This window comes from Bacillus sp. FSL W8-0102, assembly GCF_038007225.1.
Classification (GTDB): Bacteria; Bacillota; Bacilli; order Bacillales; family DSM-4216; genus Bacillus_O; species Bacillus_O smithii.
This window is the reverse complement of the sequence record NZ_JBBOWT010000001.1, coordinates 2,537,351-2,562,415: the sequence shown is the minus strand read 5'-3', so window position 1 is coordinate 2,562,415 and position 25,065 is coordinate 2,537,351. Positions and strand designations below refer to the sequence as shown.

Annotated in this window: 22 protein-coding genes and 1 riboswitch; of the genes, 20 read left to right on the top strand and 2 right to left on the bottom strand. The window is 42.0% G+C overall.

All coding sequences use genetic code 11. From position 1 onward, the window contains the following. Positions 1–280 precede the first annotated feature (280 nt). The 9 genes from queC (at position 281) to N1I87_RS12200 (ending at position 8,972) form a co-directional block, all read left to right on the top strand. Positions 281–946: a 7-cyano-7-deazaguanine synthase QueC gene (gene queC / locus N1I87_RS12240; protein ID WP_003354272.1), complete on the top strand. Its 666-nt coding sequence runs from the start codon at positions 281–283 to the stop codon at positions 944–946. After that, positions 946–1,377, top strand: coding sequence for a 6-carboxytetrahydropterin synthase QueD (gene queD / locus N1I87_RS12235; protein WP_003354273.1), 432 nt, complete (start codon positions 946–948; stop codon positions 1,375–1,377). Before queC ends, queD begins: the two co-directional genes overlap by 1 nt. Position 1,378: 1 nt before the next feature. Further along, the gene (gene queE, locus N1I87_RS12230; protein ID WP_340397246.1) at positions 1,379–2,107 is read left to right on the top strand and encodes a 7-carboxy-7-deazaguanine synthase QueE; all 729 of its coding nucleotides are present in this window, start codon (positions 1,379–1,381) and stop codon (positions 2,105–2,107) included. A 30-nt stretch (positions 2,108–2,137) separates the two neighbouring features. Continuing rightward, entirely contained in the window at positions 2,138–2,635 is a 498-nt protein-coding gene (queF, locus tag N1I87_RS12225; protein WP_003354275.1) for a preQ(1) synthase, read from the top strand. Between the two features lie 143 nt (positions 2,636–2,778). Next, entirely contained in the window at positions 2,779–3,444 is a 666-nt protein-coding gene (locus tag N1I87_RS12220) for a haloacid dehalogenase type II (RefSeq protein WP_341101989.1), read from the top strand. Positions 3,445–3,747: 303 nt separating this feature from the next. Continuing rightward, positions 3,748–5,121, top strand: a complete 1,374-nt coding sequence (locus N1I87_RS12215; protein ID WP_044899598.1) for an IS1380-like element ISGsp2 family transposase — start codon at positions 3,748–3,750, stop codon at positions 5,119–5,121. 914 nt (positions 5,122–6,035) lie between these two features. Next, positions 6,036–7,262: a hypothetical protein gene (locus tag N1I87_RS12210; RefSeq protein ID WP_341101986.1), complete on the top strand. Its 1,227-nt coding sequence runs from the start codon at positions 6,036–6,038 to the stop codon at positions 7,260–7,262. A 327-nt stretch (positions 7,263–7,589) separates the two neighbouring features. Next, a complete protein-coding gene (locus N1I87_RS12205) occupies positions 7,590–8,579 on the top strand; it encodes a sucrase ferredoxin (RefSeq protein WP_340397248.1) in 990 nt (329 codons plus the stop codon). Positions 8,580–8,771: 192 nt separating this feature from the next. Continuing rightward, entirely contained in the window at positions 8,772–8,972 is a 201-nt protein-coding gene (locus tag N1I87_RS12200) for a cold-shock protein (protein ID WP_003355029.1), read from the top strand. Positions 8,973–9,559: 587 nt separating this feature from the next. Here N1I87_RS12200 and N1I87_RS12195 read toward each other — a convergent pair. Beyond that, positions 9,560–9,700, bottom strand: coding sequence for a ribbon-helix-helix protein, CopG family (locus N1I87_RS12195; protein WP_003352379.1), 141 nt, complete (start codon positions 9,698–9,700; stop codon positions 9,560–9,562). Positions 9,701–9,787: 87 nt separating this feature from the next. On the opposite strand from N1I87_RS12195, the gene N1I87_RS12190 reads away from it, so the two are divergent. Further along, positions 9,788–10,900 (top strand): RNA-guided endonuclease TnpB family protein, encoded by a 1,113-nt coding sequence (locus N1I87_RS12190; protein ID WP_003353982.1) that lies wholly within the window; start codon positions 9,788–9,790, stop codon positions 10,898–10,900. Positions 10,901–10,984: 84 nt separating this feature from the next. Here the strand turns inward: N1I87_RS12190 and N1I87_RS12185 are convergent, their stop codons facing one another. Then, positions 10,985–11,662 (bottom strand): protein-glutamine gamma-glutamyltransferase, encoded by a 678-nt coding sequence (locus tag N1I87_RS12185; RefSeq protein ID WP_341101983.1) that lies wholly within the window; start codon positions 11,660–11,662, stop codon positions 10,985–10,987. Positions 11,663–11,871: 209 nt separating this feature from the next. Here N1I87_RS12185 and N1I87_RS12180 point away from each other — a divergent pair, with 209 nt between their 5' ends. From N1I87_RS12180 to N1I87_RS12135, 10 genes are all read left to right on the top strand, one after another. Beyond that, complete coding sequence (locus N1I87_RS12180; protein ID WP_063210481.1) at positions 11,872–13,074, top strand: transposase; 1,203 nt, start codon at positions 11,872–11,874, stop codon at positions 13,072–13,074. Positions 13,075–13,841: 767 nt separating this feature from the next. Continuing rightward, positions 13,842–14,990: a M20 peptidase aminoacylase family protein gene (locus N1I87_RS12175; RefSeq protein WP_341101980.1), complete on the top strand. Its 1,149-nt coding sequence runs from the start codon at positions 13,842–13,844 to the stop codon at positions 14,988–14,990. Positions 14,991–15,428: 438 nt separating this feature from the next. Continuing rightward, positions 15,429–16,532 carry an o-succinylbenzoate synthase gene (gene menC, locus N1I87_RS12170; protein WP_341101978.1) on the top strand — a complete coding sequence of 368 codons (1,104 nt, stop codon included), beginning with the start codon at positions 15,429–15,431 and terminating at the stop codon, positions 16,530–16,532. Positions 16,533–16,750: 218 nt separating this feature from the next. After that, positions 16,751–17,932, top strand: coding sequence for an IS701 family transposase (locus tag N1I87_RS12165; RefSeq protein WP_003353085.1), 1,182 nt, complete (start codon positions 16,751–16,753; stop codon positions 17,930–17,932). Between the two features lie 68 nt (positions 17,933–18,000). Further along, a riboswitch (cobalamin riboswitch) is annotated at positions 18,001–18,206 on the top strand. A gap of 132 nt (positions 18,207–18,338) precedes the next feature. After that, positions 18,339–20,405: a DUF4430 domain-containing protein gene (locus N1I87_RS12160; protein ID WP_341101975.1), complete on the top strand. Its 2,067-nt coding sequence runs from the start codon at positions 18,339–18,341 to the stop codon at positions 20,403–20,405. Further along, a complete protein-coding gene (locus tag N1I87_RS12155; RefSeq protein ID WP_270584080.1) occupies positions 20,398–20,976 on the top strand; it encodes a class D sortase in 579 nt (192 codons plus the stop codon). Before N1I87_RS12160 ends, N1I87_RS12155 begins: the two co-directional genes overlap by 8 nt. Then, positions 20,973–21,848 (top strand): DUF4430 domain-containing protein, encoded by an 876-nt coding sequence (locus N1I87_RS12150; protein ID WP_341101972.1) that lies wholly within the window; start codon positions 20,973–20,975, stop codon positions 21,846–21,848. The genes N1I87_RS12155 and N1I87_RS12150 overlap by 4 nt, the downstream gene beginning before the upstream one ends. Then, on the top strand, positions 21,845–22,732 hold the full coding sequence (locus tag N1I87_RS12145) for an energy-coupling factor transporter transmembrane component T (protein WP_341101968.1): 888 nt from the start codon (positions 21,845–21,847) through the stop codon (positions 22,730–22,732). The genes N1I87_RS12150 and N1I87_RS12145 overlap by 4 nt, the downstream gene beginning before the upstream one ends. Continuing rightward, complete coding sequence (locus N1I87_RS12140) at positions 22,705–24,360, top strand: ABC transporter ATP-binding protein (RefSeq protein WP_341101966.1); 1,656 nt, start codon at positions 22,705–22,707, stop codon at positions 24,358–24,360. Before N1I87_RS12145 ends, N1I87_RS12140 begins: the two co-directional genes overlap by 28 nt. Beyond that, on the top strand, positions 24,342–25,028 hold the full coding sequence (locus N1I87_RS12135; RefSeq protein WP_341101963.1) for an ECF transporter S component: 687 nt from the start codon (positions 24,342–24,344) through the stop codon (positions 25,026–25,028). Before N1I87_RS12140 ends, N1I87_RS12135 begins: the two co-directional genes overlap by 19 nt. Positions 25,029–25,065 lie beyond the last annotated feature (37 nt).

The following is a 25,065-nucleotide window of genomic DNA, read 5'->3' as shown; positions in this document are numbered from 1 at the left end:
GAAACAATGTCCGGGCTGCCGTTTTTGCATGTCTGTTAAAGCACGTTTCCCTTTTAGTTCGTACGAAATGGAAAGGTGCTTTTTATTGATTTGATTTTAAAAGCGGCAGTCAGTTGTTTGTTTCTTTGCTGATGGATGGGGGAGGTTGCGTCATTTTTCTGCGCAATCTTTTTTATTATGTTGACGATTGCTCAATTATGGACTTCGTGGACCCGGAAGGCCTTGTTCAAATGGAGAAAGAATTCAATAATGACAATTTATATAAGAAAAGGTGAAGATCATGTTGAATGAGGAAAAAGCGGTTGTGGTATTCAGCGGAGGACAAGATAGCACAACATGCTTATTTTGGGCTTTGAAAAATTTTCAAGAAGTTCAAGCGGTGACTTTTGATTACGGACAACGTCACCGAAAAGAGATAGAAGTGGCAAAAACGATTGCTCATGATCTTGGAGTGAAGCACACAGTGCTGGATATGTCTTTATTAAATCAGCTCGCTCCTAATGCACTGACTCGTAAAGAGATTGAGATTGAGCAAAAAGAGGGGGAGCTCCCTACTACTTTTGTGGATGGTCGAAATTTGTTATTTCTATCGTTTGCTGCGGTGCTGGCAAAACAATCGGGAGCTCGCCATATTATTACAGGAGTTTGCGAAACGGATTTTTCCGGCTATCCAGATTGCCGGGACGTTTTTATCAAATCTTTAAATGTGACGCTTAACTTAGCAATGGACTACGAATTTGTCATTCACACCCCGCTGATGTGGCTGAATAAAGCCCAAACTTGGGAACTTGCCGATCAGTTGGGAGCGCTCGAATATGTCCGTGAAAATACGTTAACTTGCTATAACGGTATTATGGCTGATGGATGCGGCCATTGCCCGGCTTGTAAACTACGGAAGCGGGGATTGGACGAATATTTATCCAAAAAGAACGGGGGTAGTAAGTAATGCTCCAACAAATTTATCCGCAAGTGCAGCATGATTATACGTATGAATTAAACAAAGATCTGCAATTTGCAGCCGCTCATTTCATTCCTCATCCAGATGCAGGGCAGTGCCGTAATGTACATGGCCATACGTATTTTGTCAATATAACGGTTGCAGGTGACGAGTTGGATGATTCTGGATTTTTGGTGAACTTTCAAGCGTTGAAAAAAATTGTTTCGGATCCATTTGACCATACACTTTTGAATGATCACCAAATGTTCAGTGAAAAACAGCCTGAAAACTTTCCTTCCACCGAAGTAGTGGCACGAAAAATATACGAAATGATACAAGCTTATTTGGACACATTGCCGAACAAGCCAAAATGCTTGCAGGTGTTCTTGCGCGAAACACCGACCAGTTATGTAGTTTATCGGCCGAAGAGAGGGAAGTAATATGGCTAAGAAGGTGCCTGTATTAGAAATATTCGGACCGACCATTCAAGGAGAAGGCAGCGTAATCGGTCAAAAAACAATGTTTGTCCGAACGGCCGGCTGCGACTATTCATGCAGTTGGTGCGATTCTGCTTTTACGTGGGACGGATCGGCAAAAGCAGACATTCGACAAATGACGGCGGAGGAAATATGGAAGGAACTCAAACAACTGGGCGGTGATTGTTTCAGTCATGTGACCATTTCCGGAGGCAACCCGGCGCTCATCTCTGGCCTTTCAGAATTCATTGATTTGCTGAAAGAGGAAGGAATCCGTATAGGTCTTGAAACGCAAGGGAGCCGCTGGCAAGATTGGTTTTGGAAAATCGATGATTTAACGATTTCACCGAAGCCTCCTAGTTCAGGGATGAAAACCAATTTTTTCGTGCTGGATGACATCGTGAAAAAACTTCAAGCGAAAAACCACCAAACTTTTAGTTTAAAAGTGGTAATATTTGATGATCGTGATTTTGATTATGCTGTCTCCGTCCATCAACGCTACCCCTCTGTTCCTTTTTTTGTCCAAGTAGGAAATGACGATCCAGCTACGACCGATGATGATCAGTTGATTAAGCATTTATTAACAAAAATGAAATGGCTTGTAGAAAAAATTTCTGCATCGGCTGAAATGAATGATGTTCGAGCACTGCCGCAGCTCCATACTCTTTTATGGGGAAATAAACGAGGGGTTTAAACAAAAAAGTAGAAAAAGGAGGAAGCCGAAATGGCAGGAAGAAATGAGGAAGAATTGCAAGGAGTCACGTTGTTAGGCAATCAAGGAACAAAATATATATTCGACTACGCGCCAGAGGTTCTCGAAGTATTTGACAACAAACATCCGAACCGTGATTATTTTGTAAAATTCAATTGCCCGGAATTCACAAGCTTGTGTCCAAAAACGGGCCAGCCGGATTTTGCCACAATCTATATTAGTTATATTCCTGACAAAAAAATGGTCGAAAGCAAATCGTTGAAGCTCTATTTATTTAGTTTTCGTAATCACGGAGATTTTCATGAGGATTGCGTGAATATAATTATGAACGATTTAATCGATGTCATGGATCCGCGTTATATTGAGGTTTGGGGAAAATTCACTCCGCGAGGCGGAATCTCGATCGATCCGTATGTCAATTACGGACGTCCCGGTACAAAATATGAAAAAATGGCTGAATATCGTTTAATGAATCACGATTTATATCCTGAAAAAATCGACAATCGCTAATATTTCGCTCTCTGTGGAAGCTCCGCAGAGGGTTTTTTAATGAATTCCGCTGTGATGCGGCTGCTTTTTTATCATAAAATTTCAAATAGTGGTTTTGAATTTCAGAATATTAAGTTTATTATTTTTTAAAGGGGGGAGAAAAAATGTCAAAATCCATAAAAGCATTTGTATTTGATGTATATGGCACTCTTTTTGATGTACATTCTGTAAAAGAAGCAACGGAAACTTTATATCCTGGAAAAGGTGAGGCTATTAGCCAGGCTTGGCGGAAAAAGCAAGTCGAATACTCGTTTTTACATCAACTCATGGGAACATATCGCTCTTTTTGGAAAATAACAAAAGATGCTCTTCGCTATGCCCTGAAAGAAAATGAACGGAGCATATCGTCTGAAATTGAGGAATTTTTAATGGAAACTTATTTGCATCTTACTCCTTTTCCCGAAGTCCATGAAGTTTTGCTTCAATTACGGAACAAGACTCTGGCTGTGTTTTCAAATGGGTCGCATGATATGCTAGATCCATTGATCGATCATTCTCTATTTGGCGAACTTTTTGATGATGTCGTCAGCGTTGATGAAGTAAAACAATATAAACCAACTCCAGCCGCCTATGATCATGCATTACATACGCTAAAAGTTTCACGAGAAGAAGTATTGTTCATTTCATCAAATGGTTGGGATATCTCCGGTGCAAAAAACTTTGGTTTTCATACCGCTTGGATAAATCGGAACAAATTGCCGATAGAAGAACTGGAATTATATCCGGATGCAATATATGAAGATTTAACCGGTATTTTGGAATGGATATAAAGAAGAATATAGTAGCCCCCCTTTTTTTAATGTGTTCTTTTTAAAACTGGATTTTTTGAAAAATCCCAATAGAATCCGTTGCGCCCTTTTTTTAAAAAGGGCTATTTTAGTTTCACTCTTTTGACCAGCTTGTACATATGATGAACTGAAGACAGTGATCTGTCTTTCTTAATAAGCAGTTGGTATTTTTATCTAATTTATGAATAACCTGAATCCGTGACAAAACATCTTTACAATGGTCGCAAACCGTTGATACGATAAGGGAAAACGACGTTGACGATTCTTCATCAAGTAGGTGATGTGATGAAAGATTTCCCGATTCGGTTTGTATTGACAGATGAAGCGATTACCCCAAGTGCTGGGCTTGCTCTCGTTGGCTACTTACTCCATCGAACGAAACTGGATAAACGGGTAAACGCACTTCGGCTTCCAACGGTTCGTCGAGAAGTGCACATTTCCCATAGCGATGTCATTCGCTCGATGATTGGCTTGCTTGCCACAGGAAAAACGGATTTCGATCATATCGAAGCGTATCGTCAGGACGATATCTTTTCGGCATCGATGGGGATTCAGCACGTGCCTTCCTCTCCAACCTTGCGACAACGACTCGATCAGCTCGCTTGTCTTCCGATGACCGAAACGATTCTTTGGGAGGAGTCCATACGTCTGTTGATTCAACGACATGCCACTTTGTCCCCTTGTTGGACCAAAGGAAAGACGACATGGCTTCCCCTTGATATAGATGGTTCCCCATTTGACAACTCCGATACGAAAAAAGAAGGAGTCAGTCGAACGTATAAAGGATTTGACGGTTTTACACCGTTGTTTGCGTATGCAGGGAAGGAAGGGTATCTCGTTCATGCCGAGTTGCGTCCAGGGAAACAACATGTGCAAGACAACATGCCCTCGTTTTTAGTCACCGCTATCCGTCGAGCTCGTCAACTGACTTCATCTCGTCTGCTTGTTCGCATGGATGCAGGAAACGATGCAGAAGCGAATGTGCACGTATGCCTAAAGGAAGACGTGGACTTTGTCATCAAGCGAAACTTACGCCGAGAATCGAAAGCGCTTTGGTTCCAGATCGCTTCGCAAAAGGGCAAACGTGTCGATGATGGACAAAGCGAAGGAGTACAAACCTATGAGCTATGCCTTCCACAGAAGGCAGCGATCGATGGAAACACGTATACGTACGTTCAAGTCACCCAAGTGACGGAACGGACGATGGAACGCAATGGACAGCTGATGCTCGTTCCTGATTATGAAGTGGAAAGCTATTGGGTGCGGCTCAAAGGATACGAGCATGTTCGAATGAGCGATGTGCTCGCGTTGTATCATGACCATGCGACATGCGAACAGTTTCATAGCGAACTGAAGAGCGACTTAGATTTAGAGCGGCTTCCATCTGGGAAGATGAAAACGAATGCGCTCGTGTTGGTCATGGGAGCCTTCGTTTACAATCTTCTTCGTCTGATTGGACAAGATCTATTAAGCGATCCGAGACATCCGTTGCACCACAAAGTGAAACGCCGCCGCATCAAGACGATTATTCAGACGGTGATCACGATGGCAGGGCGACTCGTCCGTCGATCACGACAGATCTGGATGAAACTGACGCGAAGGAGTGGTTATAGCGAGCCCCTACTGAACGTCTATCAGAAATGGAGAGAGGCAAGATAACGAACGAATGTTCGGTCGCTGATGTCCAACGTCACTCCCTGTGCTTTTTTGTCTCTTTTTTTGGTTCGTATACCTAAAAAAGAGATTGGTTCCATTTTCGGAAATAGAGATGACATAGGTCATAAGCATAAAAAGGGTTTTATGGATTATCAATCCATCAAAATTACAACAAAATCAAAGTCGATTTCAATTCATCACGGATTCAGGAATAATATATTTGATCAATTAAGCAAGAAAGGAGGGAAATAAGATGGCAGGTACAAAAACATTTGTAAACACGAGCCCGGCCACTTTACAAGTTACTCTTTTTATGTGCGCCCGGCATGTACATGAACTATAGGGTGTAAGTCCCGAACCCCGAAGACAGAAGTAGAGGTTAGCCAAGAGCAAGGGTGTCCGTGGTGACGCGGAATCTGAAGGAAGCTGGAGGCAAAACACCGGTCCGAGGAACACGAACCTCATATAAGGCTAGGTATGATTGAGTGAGTTTGCATAACAAAACAAAGCTCTTTCTGTCGAAGGTCATATCGAGTAAATGAGGCGGATAGATGGTGTGAAAGTGCATGTACTTACCCGGGGAGGTCTGGCGGATATGTGAAGTACTCTTCATAACCTACTTAGTGATAAGTAGCTGAACCGTCAGAAGTCAGCAGAGGTCATAGTATTAGTTGGTCTAGAACAACTAAGAAGGACCGAACAATTAAGAGAGAATAGCCCTTGGTATTCAGTGAGTCATGATGAACACAGAAAACGTAGTACCTCACTTGAGGGAGGAAGCGGTGAATCCCGTGGGAGACCTCTTGGAGGGTGGAGTGACCACTGGCATAAAGAGAACAGCTATTCACGGAAGTTATAAAGACTTGCGTCAATGATCTTAATTGAACCGCCGTATACGGAACCGTACGTACGGTGGTGTGAGAGGACGGGAGTTAATCGCTCCCTCCTACTCGATTCGTGAAGGAAATGACCCGCTAAGTCAAGATGGGACGGTTTCTTTTGTCCTTGATCCGGGAGAAACAGAGATCGTTACCTTTGGGAACGCTCAAAACTCTTTTCTGAACGGAATTTCTTTGTTTACTATTTTTGCAGGAGATCTTTATAGCAAAATTCAATTTGTAACCGTAGTTGGAAGTGAGCTTGATAATCTTCTTAATACTAATGATGTGATTACAATCACAAAGGAACTAACCGATTACGTCTTATCTGGGAGCAACAGCAGTCTAGAGGCAGTAAATAATGCTCTAACAGTGGCTGAGATGCGGGCTGCTCTTGAAAATCCACAATTGGGACTTGATCTTACAGCATACAACAGCCTAACAGAGGCACAAAAAGATCAAGCAGCCGGAACCGTATTAACGAATCGACCCGTTTCAGGATATCCTACCGTGGCAAGTGTACAACAAGCTCTTAATCATGCAATAGATCAAATCGTAGATCCGAACAATATATTTGTTCTTGCAGGCTCAGTAGATGGAAATGGAAGCAGAGCGAATCCATTTGGTAGCATTGTGGAAGGGATTGCAGCCGTAAATCCGGGAGGAACGGTCCATATACTAAGTGGAACATACCCTATCACCACTCAAATTGCCGTCAATAAGGAAGGGATTACTTTAAAAGGCGAGCCAGGAACACTGCTTGTATTGCAGGCTGATCTTATTCCATTGCTAATATTATCGAATAATACGACGATTGATGGTTTAACCATAACGAGTGATATTCCTTACCAGAAAGAATTCATACAGGTTGCCGGTACGAATACAAGACTGATGAATAACACAATATTCGGTCCTCCACAAGCATTGCCAATGTCTGACTGGGTAGTGAATCGTGCAGTTGTGCCACAGGTTAATGTAGCGAATTTAATAGTTGAAAATAATACGTTTTATTCGCTGCGGACAGGTATTTATATTAATCCAAATGTAACAGGTGCTATGAATAATAACGTGGTTTATAATACAAAAGGTGGTTTTTTAGTGGATCGGGCATTCACGACATTTAATGGTAATTCATGGGGAATCCCGGCAAATGAGTTTGATATTGTCTTGCTAGCTGGAACTACAACAGGACCACCATACGATGATTTGGCTGCCTTAAGTGCCGAAAATAATCATGCAACCATTTCGGACCAAAGATCACAATAAAGTTTAAAAAACTGCAAGGCATTATTTCCTAATTAGAATTCAGGTTAAGTGGTAGTAAGTAGAACTTTTTTTGTCCGGAATGAATAGTTACGGTTTCTTGATAAGACTTTATTTTTTCACCGTTCGTACGCTGGACGGTGTTTTTGTTTTGTGAACATGAAGATTTTTTTGTTCATAATTAAGATTCCTACATATTATTAAGAAAAAACGGACCATACATTTGCAAGTTACATCCCCCTATCATTAAACTAGTGATAGGAAGAAAGAATATTCAAGTGGATGAAGAAAAAGGCGATTAAGTTGAAAAGCAAGGAGACGATGCAAAGGATGTTAGAAACAAAAACAAACCATAAAGAAGCAGATCTACATGACTATTGTTCCATCGTAGCCAAGACCAATGGAATTGATCCAATCGGTTCAGCTCCGGTTCATCAGCGCTATATTTTGGTGGAAACGCCATTTCCATGGACAAAAAAAGTAGAACAGTCCCCAAAAATGAATGAAAAATTGTTGGAAGTATTAAAAGAGGCGGAAGAGCAAGAAAAAAGTTTCCGGTTTTTAGCGTTTCATTCGGATACTCTCCCTTCTCCTGATGGGTATTCGCGCGTCTTTTTGTTTGAACGACCGGACTCTTTTTTGGCTCATTATGAAAAACGGGAATATTTGCTTCCGAGTCAAAAAGTTCACGAGTTGGTGCGAGGTTTTTTAGCCAATACCGCTTCTTTAGAGAAATTTGATGAGTACTTGCAGCCTTCATCCCATATCAGAGAGCTGTTTTTATGTACACAAGGCAGCCGCGATCGGTGCTGTGGAAAGTTTGGCTACGAACTGTATAAGGAAATTCAGGAACGTCTTTCATTAAATCCTGATTCTTGTTTACGCGTATGGCGTTCCAGTCATTTGGGAGGCCATCGCTATGCGCCGACTATGCTTGACTTGCCGGAAGGACGCTACTGGGGCCATTTGAATCCAAATCAACTGGATGCTCTATTGTTCCGGAAAGGTGCATTTTCTGATCTAGCCGGTTCTTACCGAGGCTGGGGAGTTATTTCTCCATTTGAACAAGCAGCAGAGCGGGAAGCCTTTTTGAAAATGGGCTGGGATTGGATAGAAATGATGAAACAGTCGAAGATCGTTGAAAAAAGCGAGAATACGGCTCGGGTACGAATTGATTATCATTCACCGGACGGCCAACAGCAAGGAACTTATGAAGCCGATGTAAAAATTGAAAGAACGATCAAAGTTTGGGGATGCGGGGCAGAACCGAGCGATGTGAAACAATATAGAACGACTCGATTGGATAAAATGAATCATTAATCCGTTTCAATAGGAGCCGTGAAGAGCACGGTTCATTTGCGGTCCTACATTGATTGCGACGATTCCGTTTGTTCCGTAATCGATGTAGGGCCTTTTTTTGGCAGAAAAAGAATATTTTATGGATAAGTGAATGTTTTTTCTTTTTTTGGAGAAACTAAATAAAGAATGAATTTATATGTTGGAGGTTTTAATATGGAACGAGGCACTGTTAAATGGTTTAATGCTGAAAAAGGATACGGATTTATCGAATCTGATAGTGGATCCGATGTATTTGTTCATTACAGCGCCATTCAAGGAGAAGGATATAAGACGTTGGAAGAAGGACAACAAGTGGAGTTTGAAGTGGTTCAAGGAAATCGTGGACCTCAGGCAGAACATGTAGTCAAACTATAATGAGGATGAATCAGGGGGTGACTTCGTTATAGTCACCCCTTTTTTCAATGAAAAGGATTATAACCTGAATGAAAAACGATTCTTTCGCCGTTTAGCATCAACCAAACCACTCTGAAGAGATCATCTAAACGTAACAAAATGAGGTCAACCTGATTCTTTTCCATTTAAATCAATGTTCACATCTCATCCAAAGTCATGAGTTTGATCGACCGCTTGCCATCCATTCAAAATTTTTGCCGGGAACCCAACTTCTTTCCGAAATGAACAATGAAGAGTTTTGGACAGTTGTAATAAAATTATAAAAGATAAGTTTTCGAACCTATTTTAGAAATGATTAGATTGGAAAAAAGGCTGGAATGCTGGTGCACGTGGTGATGATCACGATTTATTTTTGGTTTGTAAGGAAGTAAAGACCGAAAATTCAGGCGAGTGATTTGATTGGTTAAAAAAGCGGATTGATTGGGATTTTGCTTTCTTTTAGTATTTAACGTCTTTCCGAAAGAAGTCTCCCATCCTCTAGGAATGTGAAGGTGTGAATAGCACCAATGAGTAGGTGGGAGATGAATTTCGGTTGGCTTTAGCCAAAGTTATTTTTCCAATCCCTTTCTCAACAATTCTAAGATTGCGGCTGTTCTAGTTGGAATCCCATTTTCTTTTTGATATTGCTCCAATTTTTCTAATATCGTCTTAGGCATACGAATTTCTACACGTTCTTTCTCTTCTCTCATGATTATCACCTCATATTGATTGTACGGATTTTTTACGGTATAATCAATATATACGAAATTTTTCCGCACAAAGTGAGGTGAATTGATATGGCCAAGCAAAACAAAGCTTTCAAGTTTCGTTTGTTACCAAACAAAGAACAATCCGCATTATTAGCTAAGACATTTGGTTGTGTTCGCTTTGTCTACAATAAGATGTTAGCTGAACGCAAAGAAACGTATGAAAAGTTCAAGGATGATAAAGAATTGCTTAAAAAGCAAAAGTTTCCGACCCCTGCAAAATATAAAAGTGAATTTCCATTCCTAAAAGAAGTGGATTCTTTAGCTTTGGCAAATGCACAAATGAACTTACAGACTGCTTATAAGAATTTCTTTGAAGGAAATGCGGATTTTCCAAAGTTCAAAAATCGTAAAGCAAAACAATCCTATACAACTAATATGGTCAACGGAAATATTAAGCTAGAAAATGGTCATATCAAACTGCCAAAAATCAAAAAGCCAATAAAAATGAAACAGCATAGAGAGATACCTGCTGATTATAAAATCAAATCTTGCACTATTTCTAAAACAAAGACAGGCAAATACTACATTTCAATTTTGACAGAATATGAGAAAGATATTCGTCCAGTTAAAATACAGAAAGTTGTTGGTTTGGATTTTGCTATGGATGGTCTATATGTCGAGAGTGAACAGGGTAAGAAAGCCAATTACCCACGTTACTATCGGCAAGCCTTAGATAAATTAGCAAAAGCACAACGAATTCTTTCTCGAAGAAAGAAAGGTTCTGCAAGATGGGAAAAACAACACCTGAAAGTGGCTAAGCTACATGAAAAGACAGCGAATCAGCGCAGAAACTTTCTTCATCATAAGTCAAAAGAATTAGCAACAAACTATGACGCTGTGATTATTGAGGACTTAGACATGAAAGGCATGTCTCAAGCCCTCAACTTTGGAAAAAGCGTTCATGATAACGGCTGGGGGATGTTCACTACTTTCTTAGCGTATAAGCTAAAAGAACAGGGGAAACAACTTGTGAAAATTGATAAGTGGTTTCCCTCCACTAAGAAGTGTTCATGTTGCGGCAAGGAAAAAGAAATGCCATTATCTGAACGTGTATATAAATGTTCTTGCGGCTTTGTATTAGATCGCGATCACAATTCAGCAATCAATATCAAAAATGAGGGATTACGCTTATTAGCATAAAGAATAATAACTTTCGGAACGAGAGGGTTAGCTCGGTCAATTTTCTGTCATTAGACGGGATTACCCGAGAAGCCCCCACTTCAATCAAACCGTAAGGTTGATAAGTGGAGGGTAGTTCACTATATCAATGATTCTTTGCCTGGTTGTAATCCCGATTCCATGTGCATAATAGAGACGTTCATCCAATACGATCGCATTTTCTCCTTGCCATTCCGGAGTATTAGGATCATGATCAGGATTGATAAAATAAACGCAATCTCCGGGTAAAAAATCCGTTCCTTTATGACTGCGGAGATCAAGATCTTGGTCATATTGCCAATCGTATAGATAAAGATTTGAAAAAAGGAGATTAAACTGTTCTTTATCAATGATTTCCAAAACTGCTTTATAAAAGACGATCACCATGGCTGTAGCACATTCAAAAGCATACTTTCTGCCGTTACGGAAGATGTCTTCAATCGCAGTTTGGGGCAAAACATTAGGTTTGAGGGCAAAAGCGCCTTTTTCGGTAAGCGTCCAATATTTTTCGTTGCATTTAGATGTACTAAAAGTGGCAAAATGGACACCGCTTTTATACAACCGTTTAGCCGCTTGAATGATTTGAAGTCTAATCGCAAGTTCAAATTCAAGTTGCTCCTTTGTTTCATACTCATAAACCGTACTGTATTTCCCCATTAATTGAAGGATTGTAGATGCTTCATTGGATAAAGTCCCCAGATCCATTTGGCTGAAATCTTCTAATTTTTGATTAATAATGATCAATCATAACCTCTCCTCGTTTTAGAGAATCGGAATAAAGGAATGAAAAAAATCGCTATACTGCATACAGTTTAATTATTTATATGAGCATTTTGCATATTTTTTGACCCAAGAGCCATAAGGATTTCAAAGACACAAAAAAGGACTTCACCCCTAAAATGTAGAATTTTTGAAGTGACGAAAGCACAAAAATTCAAAAGGAGGAAGTCACTTTGTATATTCTACAAGAAAGCCTATTTTCCTTTGAAGAACTGCAAAAATTAGAGTCAAAAGAGAAATTACCTATCTTTTTTAGCTCGCTTGATTTACGCCCTTATGCTAAACAGTTGAGAAGTTCTTCACCCCGAGGGGCTGACGGTCATTCCAGAGAAGGGATTCTAAGGGCTCTCATCGCTGCCCCACTCGAAGGCATCGACACCTTTACCGCCCTTCATCATCGATTGGATAAAGACCTTCGTTTCCGTTATCAATGCGGTTTATCGATTGATCGCCCCGCACCGTCTATCTCCACTCTCAGCCGGGTTTTTGCGGCACTTACCAAAAAAAAGCTGGCTGAAAAGATCTTCCTTGACTTGGTACAGTTAGCTCAGGAGGAAGGAATAATTGACGGCAGCCACCAGGCCATCGACAGTGCCGCCATTGATGCCTATGAAAAGAAACAGCCCAAAAAGCGTAGTGAACAAACGGGTAATGCCAATTGGGGCGCAAAATATGATTCCTTCGGCAATAAAATTACCTGGTTTGGCTATAAGATGCATCTTTCAGTCGATACCGCAAGCGAACTGCCAATGGCCATAAAAGTAACCCCTGCCCATGTGAACGATGGAGAAGTCGCACCAGAATTAATAGAGCAAGTGGCAGAGCGTACCAAATCCAAAATTGAATTTCTGATCATGGATGGCGGATATGACCAACTAAAAAACTATGAATCAGCCAAAAACATTGGAGCGCAAGCCATTATCCCGCTCAATTTGCGCAACGAAAAAGAGCCTCCTGAAGGGATTTCTTCCAATGGAACTCCGCGTTGTTCCATGGGTTATGAAATGACTTATTGGGGAGCTGATAAGGACCAGCTCAAGTTCAGATGTCCTCACGCAACCGGCAAAGTGGATTGCCCATTAGGAATGGCAGCCTGTTCATCTTCCAACTATGGAATGGTGGTAAAAGTCGACATCAAAAAGGATGTGCGCCGATATTCCAATCCGCACCGTGATACAAAACGTTGGAAAGAGCTTTACAACGAGAGGACAAGTGTAGAACGCTGTAATTCAAGAATGAAAAGCTACCTTACGGCGAACTCCCTACATGTATGGGGAATTGAAAAAGTAAAGACCCATATTTACCTGAACGCTATTGTATTACTTGTTTCAGCGCTAGCGATGGCAAAGGAAAATAAAGGGAAGAAAGCCGCTTAAAAAAATTCAATGTGAAAAATTCTGTAGGTATGCCCGAAAACAAGATTATTGTAATATTTTGTAAAATAACAAGCTGGTAGCTATTTGTCGAGTGCTTTATTTTTTATACTTTTATCCAAAAAATCTAATTTTGCAAAATGCTCATATGAATAATCGAAGAATAATGATAAAATTTGTTTCGGTGGAAAAGTTTCAATAAATCTGAAAATAATCTTCGAATGTTGATATATCGGGGCACTATCTTTTAAAAAGGATGTGTAACAATATTTAATGCTCGTTTTCAAATGATTTAGGCAGAATGACGAAAGAACAATTTTGAAAATTAGAAAAATTTGATTTCTAATACATTCAATCAAGCAAAAGAGATCGTTTGGAAAATCCGAAAGGCTAGGATGACGAACGAATTCATCAATAGGTGAAAAACGAAAGAAATAATTGATTCCAACCTGAACAAAGGTTCTGAGTGAAGAAGCTCTTTGAAAAAAATCCGTTTCCTATTTCGGGAAAATTCAAAAATTTGCTTGTACATAGAATTAAAGAAGCTGTATGAGAAGAATAAATCTTGATGGACCATAAGATAAAAGAAAACAGGAAATCATGGATTTTCGGAGCTGGAAAAGACGCATAATAGTTTGTTTTTATAAAAAATCGTTTGTGCACTCGCATTCTAAACAAAGTATCGGGAGAAAAACGTATAGATAACGTTTTAAAATCGGATGGATGCTTAAATGATAAAATGATGATTCGCATGGGGAGAAGGTGTGGACGTGAAAAAAGATTTGGAGGTTTTAAAGCCTGTTGTTCACCAGCTGTTTGACTATTTCCATCATCATCCGGAAAAAAGCTGGCATGAGTTTGGAACGACACGCTTTATTGCTGAACAGCTGAAAACATTCGGCTATCAACCAAAAACGTTTACGGATTGTACGGGAGTTGTGGTAGAATTCGGCCAAGGGAAAAACGGAATATGTGTCGGGGTCAGAAGCGATATGGATGCTTTATGGCAAGAAAAAGACGGAATATGGCAAGCCAATCATTCATGCGGCCATGATGCCCATATGGCCATTGTTCTTGGCGTGATGCTTTTGTTCAAAAAAATAAACTATAGTCCTCCCGGAAAGTTGATGTTTCTCTTTCAGCCTGCAGAAGAAAAAGGTACCGGGGCGCTGAAAATGATTGAAAAAGGCGTTATTGATAGCTTGAACTATTTATACGGCATTCATTTGCGGCCTATTCAAGAACTTCGCTTTGGTCAGGCTTCACCAAGTATCAAACATGGCGCATCAGCATTTCTTCAAGGCAAGATTCATGGAGAAGATGCCCATGCCGCCAGGCCTCATTTAGGGCAAAATGCCATTGAAGTTGGAGCCGCTTTGGTTAACGCTTTGAATCAAATTCATTTCGATCCCAGAATCCCTTATTCTGTGAAGTTGACAAGTTTTCATGCCGGCGGGGAAGCGGCAAACCTCATTCCGGGAAAAGCTTCTTTTCGAATGGATATTAGAGCACAAACGAACGAGGCTATGCAGCAGCTAATGGAACGTGTATCGAAAATATTCCAATCATTGGAAATTCAATTTGACGTTAAGATCCACGCTAAAATGGAAGCCGATGTGAAAGCTGCTTCCATCCATCCGGAAGCAGAAAGAATCATGTCCAAAGCGATTATCCAAACATTGGGAGAAGAAGGGCTGGTTCCTGGCATGCTGACAACGGGGGGCGAGGATTTTCATCATTATACTTTCCATAAACCGGATTTAAAAGCTACGATGCTCGGACTTGGCTGCGATCTGCGTCCAGGGCTTCATCATCCAAACATGACCTTTCAAACGGAAGCAATTTTTACCGGTATCGAAATATTGGCTAATGCAGTGATGCGCACGTTCGAACTGTCGGATAAGGACAAGGCCGGATGAATGGTATAATGAAAATCGATCGTTTCTAATTAACTCACAATCCGACAATGGGCCCAAAATAGTGATGAAAGCTTATTCATCAACGGAATATCGGTATACCTGTCGAACTTTTTGAATGGACGTGTTTTTCAGTATCTTTAATATGGCAAAGAAATAGGACCGTTTCTGTTGTTTCATGGGAAATAATTGATAGGATTTTACGATGATGGTTGGATCTCTGCTTATTCACCTAACCATTACAATTTGCTATATCGAGCGATCCTAAGCGGTCATGAGCTGAAAAATCATTGGCGCAGAAATTGTCATTAAACAAGACTTGTTAATTTAATTATGTTCAGTCGGGAATGGTTGTAATGAAATTTGTTAGAATGGCAAAAGAATCAGTTCAATTTACCTGCTGGTTCCGAATGTGCAACGATATAGAAGGGGATGACTTGTATGATTATTGAAAAAATAAGCATGCGCCATATGAAAATGAAAATGAAACTTCCTTTTGTCACCAGTTTTGGCACCATCCAAATGAAAGATTTCATTTTAGTTGAGGTGCAAGATGAGAGCGGGAATATAGGTTGGGGGGAATCCGTTGCCTTTAGCGCACCCACCTATACTGAAGAAACGTTTCAAACCAACTGGCATATTTTGGAAGATTTTTTAATCCCCATGATAAAAGGGCGGGAGATTTCTCATCCACATGAAGTAAATTCGATATTTCAGCCGATTCGTGGGAATTATATGGCAAAATCCGCTATTGAAACGGCCATTTGGGATTTATATGCTAAGCGTTTAAACAAACCGCTTTACCAAGTGATTGGGGGGGAAAAGCGACAAATAGAGGTTGGTATCAGCCTTGGCATTCAAAAATCCATCGATGATTTGCTGGAAATGATCAAAAACTATGTGGAACAAGGATATAAAAGAGTGAAAGTGAAAATCAAACCCGGTTGGGATGTAGAAGTGATCAGACAAATCCGTCATTATTTTCCGCAGCTCCCTTTGATGGCCGATGCCAACTCTGCTTATCGTTTGGAAGATGTTCCGTTATTGAAACAATTGGATGACTTTCATTTAATGATGATTGAGCAGCCGTTGGCCCACGATGATATCGTCGATCATGCGTTGGTTCAAAAGGAACTGAAAACGCCGATATGTTTGGACGAAAGCATTCATAGTCTTGAAGATGTAAGAAAAGCTGTTGAACTTGGAAGTTGTCAAATTATTAATCTGAAAATCGGCCGCGTTGGCGGATTAGGAGAGTCTATCAAAATTCACGATTTTTGCAAAGAACATCACATTCCGCTTTGGTGTGGAGGAATGCTTGAAGCAGGAATCGGCCGGGCCCATAACGTTGCCATCACTACTCTGGATCAATTTACTTTGCCAGGGGATACGGCTGCCTCATCTCATTATTGGGAACGTGATATCATTCAACCGGAAGTGACCGTCGAGAATGGATGGATTCATGTCCCTGAAAAACCCGGGATTGGCTATGAGCCAGATTTCGAAGCGATTGATTCTTTTACTTGCCACCAAAAAGTTTTTTAATGGATGTTAGAAAAAATGATTGTTTGGCAAACCATTTTGTCATTTTTTGTCCGTTTGACAGTTTACACTTTGATTGGCTATGATAAATTCAAATACAATTACTGTAGATGAGCAAATTCGCTAACATAAATTTACAACCAAACAAAAAAGAAGACATGAACCCGATTCCTTGGTTAGAATAGATGTGCCACAACTACTCACAAGGGGGTTCATGTCTCATGAATAGATTAGCACATCACCTAGGAATCCACAAGTTTTTGACGATGTTGGGGTTGGCACTTTATTTCTCAAAACCTGTCATGAAGCATCTCGTTCATATCGTGGATGCGATGATTACAAAGGGCTTTTCGGGAACACTGACCGATCTACATCACGGGAGTTTTCATCCGAACCATCGCACGACACTCAGCCATTTTTTCACGAAAAGCCCATGGGAAGAAGAGACGTTGCTTCGCAAACTCCAGCAGTGGGTGCTTCATCGTGTCGAACGCAGCTCGAAACGAGAGAATCAACCCATTTTTGTTTCGATCGATGATACGATTTGCCAAAAAACGAAGCCCTCGTCACGGGCAACACACGCCATTCAAGGGTGTGATTGGCACTATTCTCACGCAGAGAAAAAGTCGATCTGGGGACATTCTCTCGTTTGGCTCATGGTTCATACGATGACCCAAGCGTTTCCTTTTGCCTTTCGCCTCTACGACAAGACGGCGGGGAAAAGCAAAGGGGAACTCGCGATCGAGATGCTTTCTTCGTTGGATGTGAGTCGACCCGTTTATGTGCTCATGGACTCTTGGTATCCATCGAAAACCCTCGTGGGAGCCTGCTTGAAAAAAGGGTTCCACGTCATCGCGATGCTCAAGACGAATCGGATTCTCTATCCAAAAGGGACGGCCATTCAAGCAAAGGAATTTGCCAAATCTATGGAGCCACGGGATACCCGCCTCGTCACGGTGGGAAAAGAGCGTTATCGGGTGTATCGCTACGAAGGTGCTCTGAACGGTCTCAAGGATGCCGTGGTGCTGCTCGCATGGAAAGCCGATCAGCCGATGACACCGAAACATCTTCATTGCGTCTTGAGCACCGATCGCGAGCTAAGCGATGAAGACATCTTGTGCTACTATGCCGAGCGTTGGTCGATCGAATGTTTTTTCCGTCAAGCGAAAGACCAGCTGAAACTCGATGGATACCGCGTTCGCGGGCGTCGGGCGGTGAAACGGTATTGGATCTTGGTGCAACTTGCGTATGTGTACAGCATGTTCGAGTCGAACAGTGATGTTTCGGATGGGCTCGATCTCCTGCGCAAGAGAAAAGGACATAGCCTCGTGGAGTTCATTTATCGTGCAGCAAAACAAAATATTCCCATTGATGCCGTGAAAAAACAGCTCCACGTGGCATAAGGGGTACCCCGTTTGTCTCTTTTTCGTATGGTAATCATTGTTAATAAAAATGCTCATCTACAGTACAATTAGTTAATAGGAAAATAGGTTGGCAAAAGCCGTGCTGTTGGGCTCTTGCCATGAAAAGGGAAGTCCGGTGAAAATCCGGCGCGGTCCCGCCACTGTGAATGGGAGCTTTCTAAATGGTTTGCCACTGTTTGCTGTTTTGCAGATGGGAAGGCTTTAGAAAGCGATGATCATGAGCCAGGAGACCTGCCTATTTTTTCTTGCGACGTTATACCTACGAGGATAGGGTGCGTCAGTTTGTTGCTGGCTATTTTTGTTTTTTTTGGCACCCTATCTCGTTAGGTGTGCCTTTTTCTTTTGGTTATTTTTTATTATTACATATCGTTGAGGAGGGGGATTTGTGTTTTCTATTAAAAAGATAGCTGTCACGGCTTTAATGTCTATTTTCATAATAGGCCAATTGGCATTTGGTTTTACTGCTTTCGCGTCGGAACCGTCAAATAGCAGTATAACGGCTGAACAGCAGCAATCAGAAGTAGGAGTGACCATCATCGGGGACAATGGTCCGATCTTGCAAACAACGGCGGTCGATGTCCCTTCTGGAAGTACGATTTTGGACGTTTTGCAAAAAGCAGCCCTTGAAAACCATCTTTCGGTCGAAACGAAGGGAAGCGGTGAAAACGTTTATGTAGACGGTATCAATGGTTTACATGGAGGCGACCGCGGACCGGCTAGCGGCTGGATGGTGTATGTCAACGGGCTCTCCATTCCTGTCAGTGCCGCTGTATATCAAGTGACCAACCATGATCACATTCAGTGGGAATACACGACTGATTATACGAAAAATCAGAAAGTAGATGCCAGTTTAACGATCATCGGGAAAGATGGAAAACCTTTTGTTTCGAATGTAAAAAGAACAACCGAAGGCCATGCGACGGCTTACGATTTGTTAAAATCGATTGCGGATGATCAAAAGATTCCTCTTGATGTTGCTTATAGTAAAGACTTTGGTTTTTACGTTCAAAACATCGGAACAGAACGGCTTGAATCTCATGATACATGGGGGCAATATTGGGCATTTTATGTCAATGGCCAAATGGCTTCCGTCGGTGCATCGTCCTATGTACTGCAACCGGATGACAATATAACTTTTAAAGTCGAAACGTGGGGAACGAACGAATATAACGGAAACAACGGGAATAATGAAAACAACGGAAATAGTGGAAATAACGGAAATACCGGAAATGAAGGCAGCGGCAATGGTCAAAATGGATCAGATGGGTCCAATACATCGCCGGTAAACGAACCAAATAAGGTCAGTGAAAACGAAATAAATGACATTTTAAAAACGACGGTGAACCATATTCTTCAATCCGGAGTCGACAGTCCGTGGGAGGCTGTTGCCATTCGTCAAGCCGGAATGAAAGTTCCTGCATCTTATTTGAATGACATAAAGCAACAAGTGATAGAGACAAAAGGAGAGTACCGGAATATTACCGATTATGAAAGAGATGTTATTGGTATAACGGCTGCAGGAGGAGATCCTCGCGATATAGCAGGATATAATTTAGTGGAGAAAATCTACAACAGTGACTATTGCGAAAAAAACGAAAGCTGTCCAATGACTCGCCAAGGCACAAACGGAATCTTGTATGCCTTAATTGCTTTGGACAGCGGAAATTATCCAGTTCCATCAAACGCTAATTGGACGAGAGAAAAATTAAAGAAACGCATTTTAGAATTACAGGAAGCGGATGGCAAGTGGACGCTATATAACGGCCAAGGTTCACCTGTCGATATGACCGGAATCGCAATCGCTGCTCTGGCTCCTTATAAGGATGAACCGGAAGTGGCTGCCGCTATTAAACGAGGTGTCGATTGGCTGTCTGCTGAACAGAAGGAAAATGGTGGTTTTGCAGATCCTCAACTAGGGGAAACAAGTGAAGCAGCATCCGCAGCCATTATAGGTTTGACAGCAGCAGGAGTTGATCCTCAAGGTGCTGCATTTACGAAAAAAGACGGCAATTTGTTGAGCTATTTGATCCGTTTTTATAATGGTGCAGGACAATTTCGCCACACGGCAACGGGTGATGCAGATGAAATGGCAACCGAGCAAGGTGCCGAGGCGATGGTCGCTTATCAACTTTTTGCTGATGGAAAAGGTTCCGTTTATCGGATGGCACAAAATCCAAATCCGGCGAAAGAAGGGACCGACAACACCCAAACGAGCAAGAATTCTAATTCAGAATCAAAAAATGAGAACAGCGGTCTCGTAACGAACAATTCAAATGAAAAAAATGATCACGATCAGTCCGGATCCAAAACTTCACACGCGTCTTTGGGCGGCAAATTGCCGAATACTTCAACGAATATCTATAATCTTCTTTTGGCAGGGATCATTCTGATCATAGCGGGTGTTCTGTTATATGTTTATAACCGGAAATACCGGGAGAGAGGCCATGATTAAAAAGATCTCCCTTTTATTCATTGCTGGGGGCTTTCTTTTCATAGCCTGCGCTGGATGGCAGAAGCTGAAAATGGATGCGGATCAAAAAGATGCGCTTCGGAAAGCGGAAAAAGTTGTGCATTCTGAACATAAACAAGGATCTTTTCATCCTGTGCGCGGAGAAGTCGTGGGTACTTTAGAGATACCAGCCTTAAAACGGAAGCTGCCGATTGTCGAAGGAGCTTCTCCGGAAGATTTAGAAAAAGGGGTCGGCCATTATTCAGCTTCTGCCTATCCGAAACAACATAATCAAATTGTTCTTTCCGGCCACCGGGATACGGTGTTTCGACAAATAGGAACGCTGAAAAAAGGCGATCAGTTGATCATTCGATTGTCGTACGGATCCTTTTCTTATACCATTCGCCGCATGAAAATTGTGGACAAGGACGATCGTTCTGTCATTCATTCCACCGCGCCGACTGAGGAGTTAGTTTTAACGACATGCTACCCATTTCGTTATGTGGGAAATGCACCGAAACGTTATATCATCTATGCTTATCCGGAACATTCTCAAGGGGGTGACGGTAAATGAGAAAATGGAAAAATGCGTTCTTACTACTATTCTCTTTTTTGTTGATCTTGTTTACGGCAGGCTGTCAAAAGGATGAAGTCGTGCCCCATTCCAATAACGACCATCATAACGCAGCGGCTGTTCAGTCATCTTCGGACAAAACATCTTCAGACGGAAAAGAAAAAGAGATAAAAACTTCCAAAGAAGATCATAATCAAAATAAAGATCAAACTGCAGATGCGGAGAAGCCGTCCCATTCGGCCGCAGATTCGTCCAAAACCAGCAATGCCAAAGAAACAAAGTCGAAATCGACTGATTCAGCTGCAAAGTCAAAAAACGGATCGTCCAATGCCAATGTGGAGAAAGAGAATAGCAAAGGGAACAGCGAACAAAAATCAACGGCTGAAAAGAGCAATGCGACGACAATCCATACTCCACAAGCACCAAAGAGTCAATCGACTGTGAAACCGGAGCCGGCCAAAAAACCATCTTCGAAACCAGCCGCAACGCCTGTTCCAAAACCGGCCCCAAAATCGACCTCAAAACCGGTTAACAAACAAACGGTAACGGTATCGATTCGTGGAGATTCACAAACGGGAACCATCCTTTCCCCCACTAAAGTACCGTTGCAAAATGGGGATACGGCGTTGGAAGTGACATTGCGAATCGCCAAGCAAAAGGGCATCCCGGTCAGTATACGCGGCAGTCATTCCACGGCTTATGTGGAAGGAATTTCGAATCTTTATGAATTTGATCATGGTCCGTTAAGTGGTTGGACGATTAAAGTCAACAATAAGTACGTTTCTCGGAGTGCAGGTGCTGTCGCCGTCAAGGCGGGGGATGTGATTCAATGGATTTACACGAATGACTATACAAAGGATACTCAACCATGAAAAAAGGAATTCATTCTTACCATCCATTCGTTTGCTTTCTTTATTTTGCCGGGGCGATGGTGTCTTCCATGCTTTACCAGCACCCAGTCTTTCTAGCGGCGGGTGCTGTGCTCTTTCTTATATTGAATATTTTGTTGGACTCCGGTAAGACGGTGCGTAAATGGCAGGGGATGATGATCACCATTCCCGTATTTTTTTTGGTACTCAATCCATTGACGAATCACCGCGGCAGTCATATTTTCTTTTATTTCGGCGCAAATCCCGTCACGTTGGAATCGTTTTTGCAAGGATTGATGCTTGCGCTTACTTTATTTAATTTAATGGCGGCTTTTGCCGCTTACAACCAAGTGATTACGTCGGAAAAATTTTTATTTTTATTTGCGAAATGGCTCCCGCAATGGGCCCTGTTGGCTATGCTGGCCATGCGGTTTGTTCCGCTCTTACGAAGAAGGCTTTATGAAATTGAAATGGTCCAAAGAGGAAAGGGACGATCTGTCACAGAAGGCACCTTCATACAAAGAGTAAGAAATGGTCTGGAATTCGTGCAAATATTGTTAACTTGGTCGCTTGAAGAGGCGATTCAAACCGCCGATTCCATGGCGGCAAGGGGTTATGGGATTCAGAAACGGAGCCGTTATATTCCTTTTCGGATGAAGGGAAAAGATTGGTTTGCGATGGTTTATTTGCTTGTTTTCGGAACGGCAGTGGCTTTTGGATGGTGGCTTGGGGACGGCGTGCTGGCAGTCTATCCGATTTTGGAACCACTATTATTGCAAGGCAGAGAGTGGTTTTTCCTGCTCATGTTCGTTATGTTCGTAGGGTTTCCAATAGGAATTCAAGTAAGGGAGGCACTGCTATGGCGTTATTGGAAGCGAAAAATTTAACTTTTACGTACCCGGATGCACCAGAACCTGCTCTATCTGATATCACTTTTACAGTAGAGCCGGGAGAATTAATTCTCCTTTGCGGCCCTTCCGGCAGCGGAAAGTCCACTCTTCTGCGTTTGTTAAAGCGAGAAGTCCGTCCGCATGGAAAGATAGAAGGGGAGTTGTTTTTGGACGGAAGATCTTTTATGGAAGTGTCGGCCAAACAAATGGCACAAGAGATTGGCATGGTTTTTCAAGATCCGGAAAATCAAATCGTTATGGACCGGGTGATGGAGGAGTTGGTTTTTGGTCTTGAAAATTTGGGATATTCAACGGAGGACATGCGAAAGCGAATAGCCGAAATGGTTCATTTTTTTGGCTTGGAAGGATGGTTGGAGCGAAAGACATTTGAATTGTCAGGCGGCCAGAAACAATTGGTCAATCTTGCTGCTGTTTTGTTGTTGCATCCGCGTATTCTTCTTTTAGACGAACCTACTGCTCAGCTTGATCCGGTGGCTGCAAGTGAATTTATGACCATGCTCCGGAGAATGAATGAAGAATTTGGACTTACCGTCATCATCGCGGAACATCGCTTGGAGGAATTGTTTTCACTTGCAGACCGCGTAATGGTTTTGGAAAAGGGCAAAAAGATTTATGATGCCCCATCGCGTGAAGTCGTTTCTCAATTGGCAAAACATCCTTCTTCTCAGATCTATCCCTATCTTCCCAGCCCGGCCCGCCTATATTTAGAACATAGTCAAAAGCCTGCCTCAGAAAGCATTCCGCTGACAGTAAAAGAAGGAAGAAAATGGATTTCAACCCTGAAAGGGACCTCCGTTCCCACCCAGCCGTTTCAAGAGGATCTTACAAATAAAAAACCTTTGTTGGCTTTAAAAGGAATTGATTTTCAATATGAAAAGGAGACTAGACCAATACTGGATCAATTGTCGCTTTCCGTGTATGAAGGGGAGTGGCTGTCGGTAGTTGGAGCGAATGGATCGGGAAAATCTACGTTGCTGAAAGTCATGGCTGGTCTCCAAAAGCCGCAGCGTGGTGCCGTTATCTTTAATGGAAAGAAACTGAAAAAGCCAATTCCATCAGAAATTGCTTTTTTACCGCAAAATCCGAAACTTTTCTTCCTGCAGGATACAGTGGAAACGGAGTTAGAGGCCATCATCGATAAGCACCAAATCCAACATGGAAGAGAAAAGATGGAACAATTAATGGAGATGTTTCAATTGACGCCTATTAAAGACCGTCATCCTTATGATTTAAGCGGAGGAGAAATGCAAAAGGCGGCTCTTGCCGGTGTGATGCTGATGAATCCGCGACTTCTGCTTATAGATGAACCGACAAAAGGATTGGATCCGGAAGCAAAACTTCAGCTTGGGAAACTGTTAAAAAATTTAAGGGCTAATGGGGTTACGATTGTAATGGTTACTCATGATATTGAGTTTGCTGCTCAATACTCGACTCGCTGCGCCATGCTGTTCAAAGGAGAAGTAACGATTACCGCTCCTACTAAAACGTTTTTTCAAGGAAATACGTTTTACACGACTATTGCCAATCGGATTTCTAGGGGCGGACGGGTCCCGGAAGTGTTAACGGTAGAGGAGGCTCGAGAAAAATGGCGCTTTCTAGAATGATTCTCATCCTGTTAGCGGTTATTTTATTTGTGATTCTAGCCTTTTTGCCTTTATCGGTACAGCGCCATTTTTTATGGATCAGCGTGATTTTTATGATCGGCACGTTTCTTCCTTTTGTCATTCGCTTTGAGAGGCGGAAAGCAGCCGGACGAGAGCTGGTGTTGTTGGCGGTTTTAGGAGCGATTGCCGCAGTAAGTCGGGTTCCGTTTGCTCCTCTTCCAAGCGTTCAGCCTACCACGTTCGTCGTGATTGTCACCGGGCTCGCGTTTGGACCAGAAAGCGGGTTTGTGGTCGGCGCACTCGCAGCACTCGTTTCCAATATGTTTTTAGGACAAGGCCCCTGGACGCCTTGGCAAATGTATGCTTGGGGTATGATCGGGTTAACGGCAGGTTTGATGCGACGAACAAGGCTGATGGAAAATACGGTTGGCCGCTGTGCTTATGGGTTCGTGGTGGGCATTCTATTTGGATGGGGTATGAATCTCATGTATGTCGTCTCTGTTATGAACCACATCACTTGGCCGCAAATAGTAGCGTATTACAGCGCCAGTTTTCCATTTGATTTGGCTCACGGGCTTTCCAATGTCTTCTTTCTAGCTTTATTTGCAAAAAGCTGGATCAAAGTTCTACAACGTTTTCAAAAAAAATACGGCTTATTGGAACAATAAACCAATAAGCCGCATGGATCATGTCGAAGGGAATTCA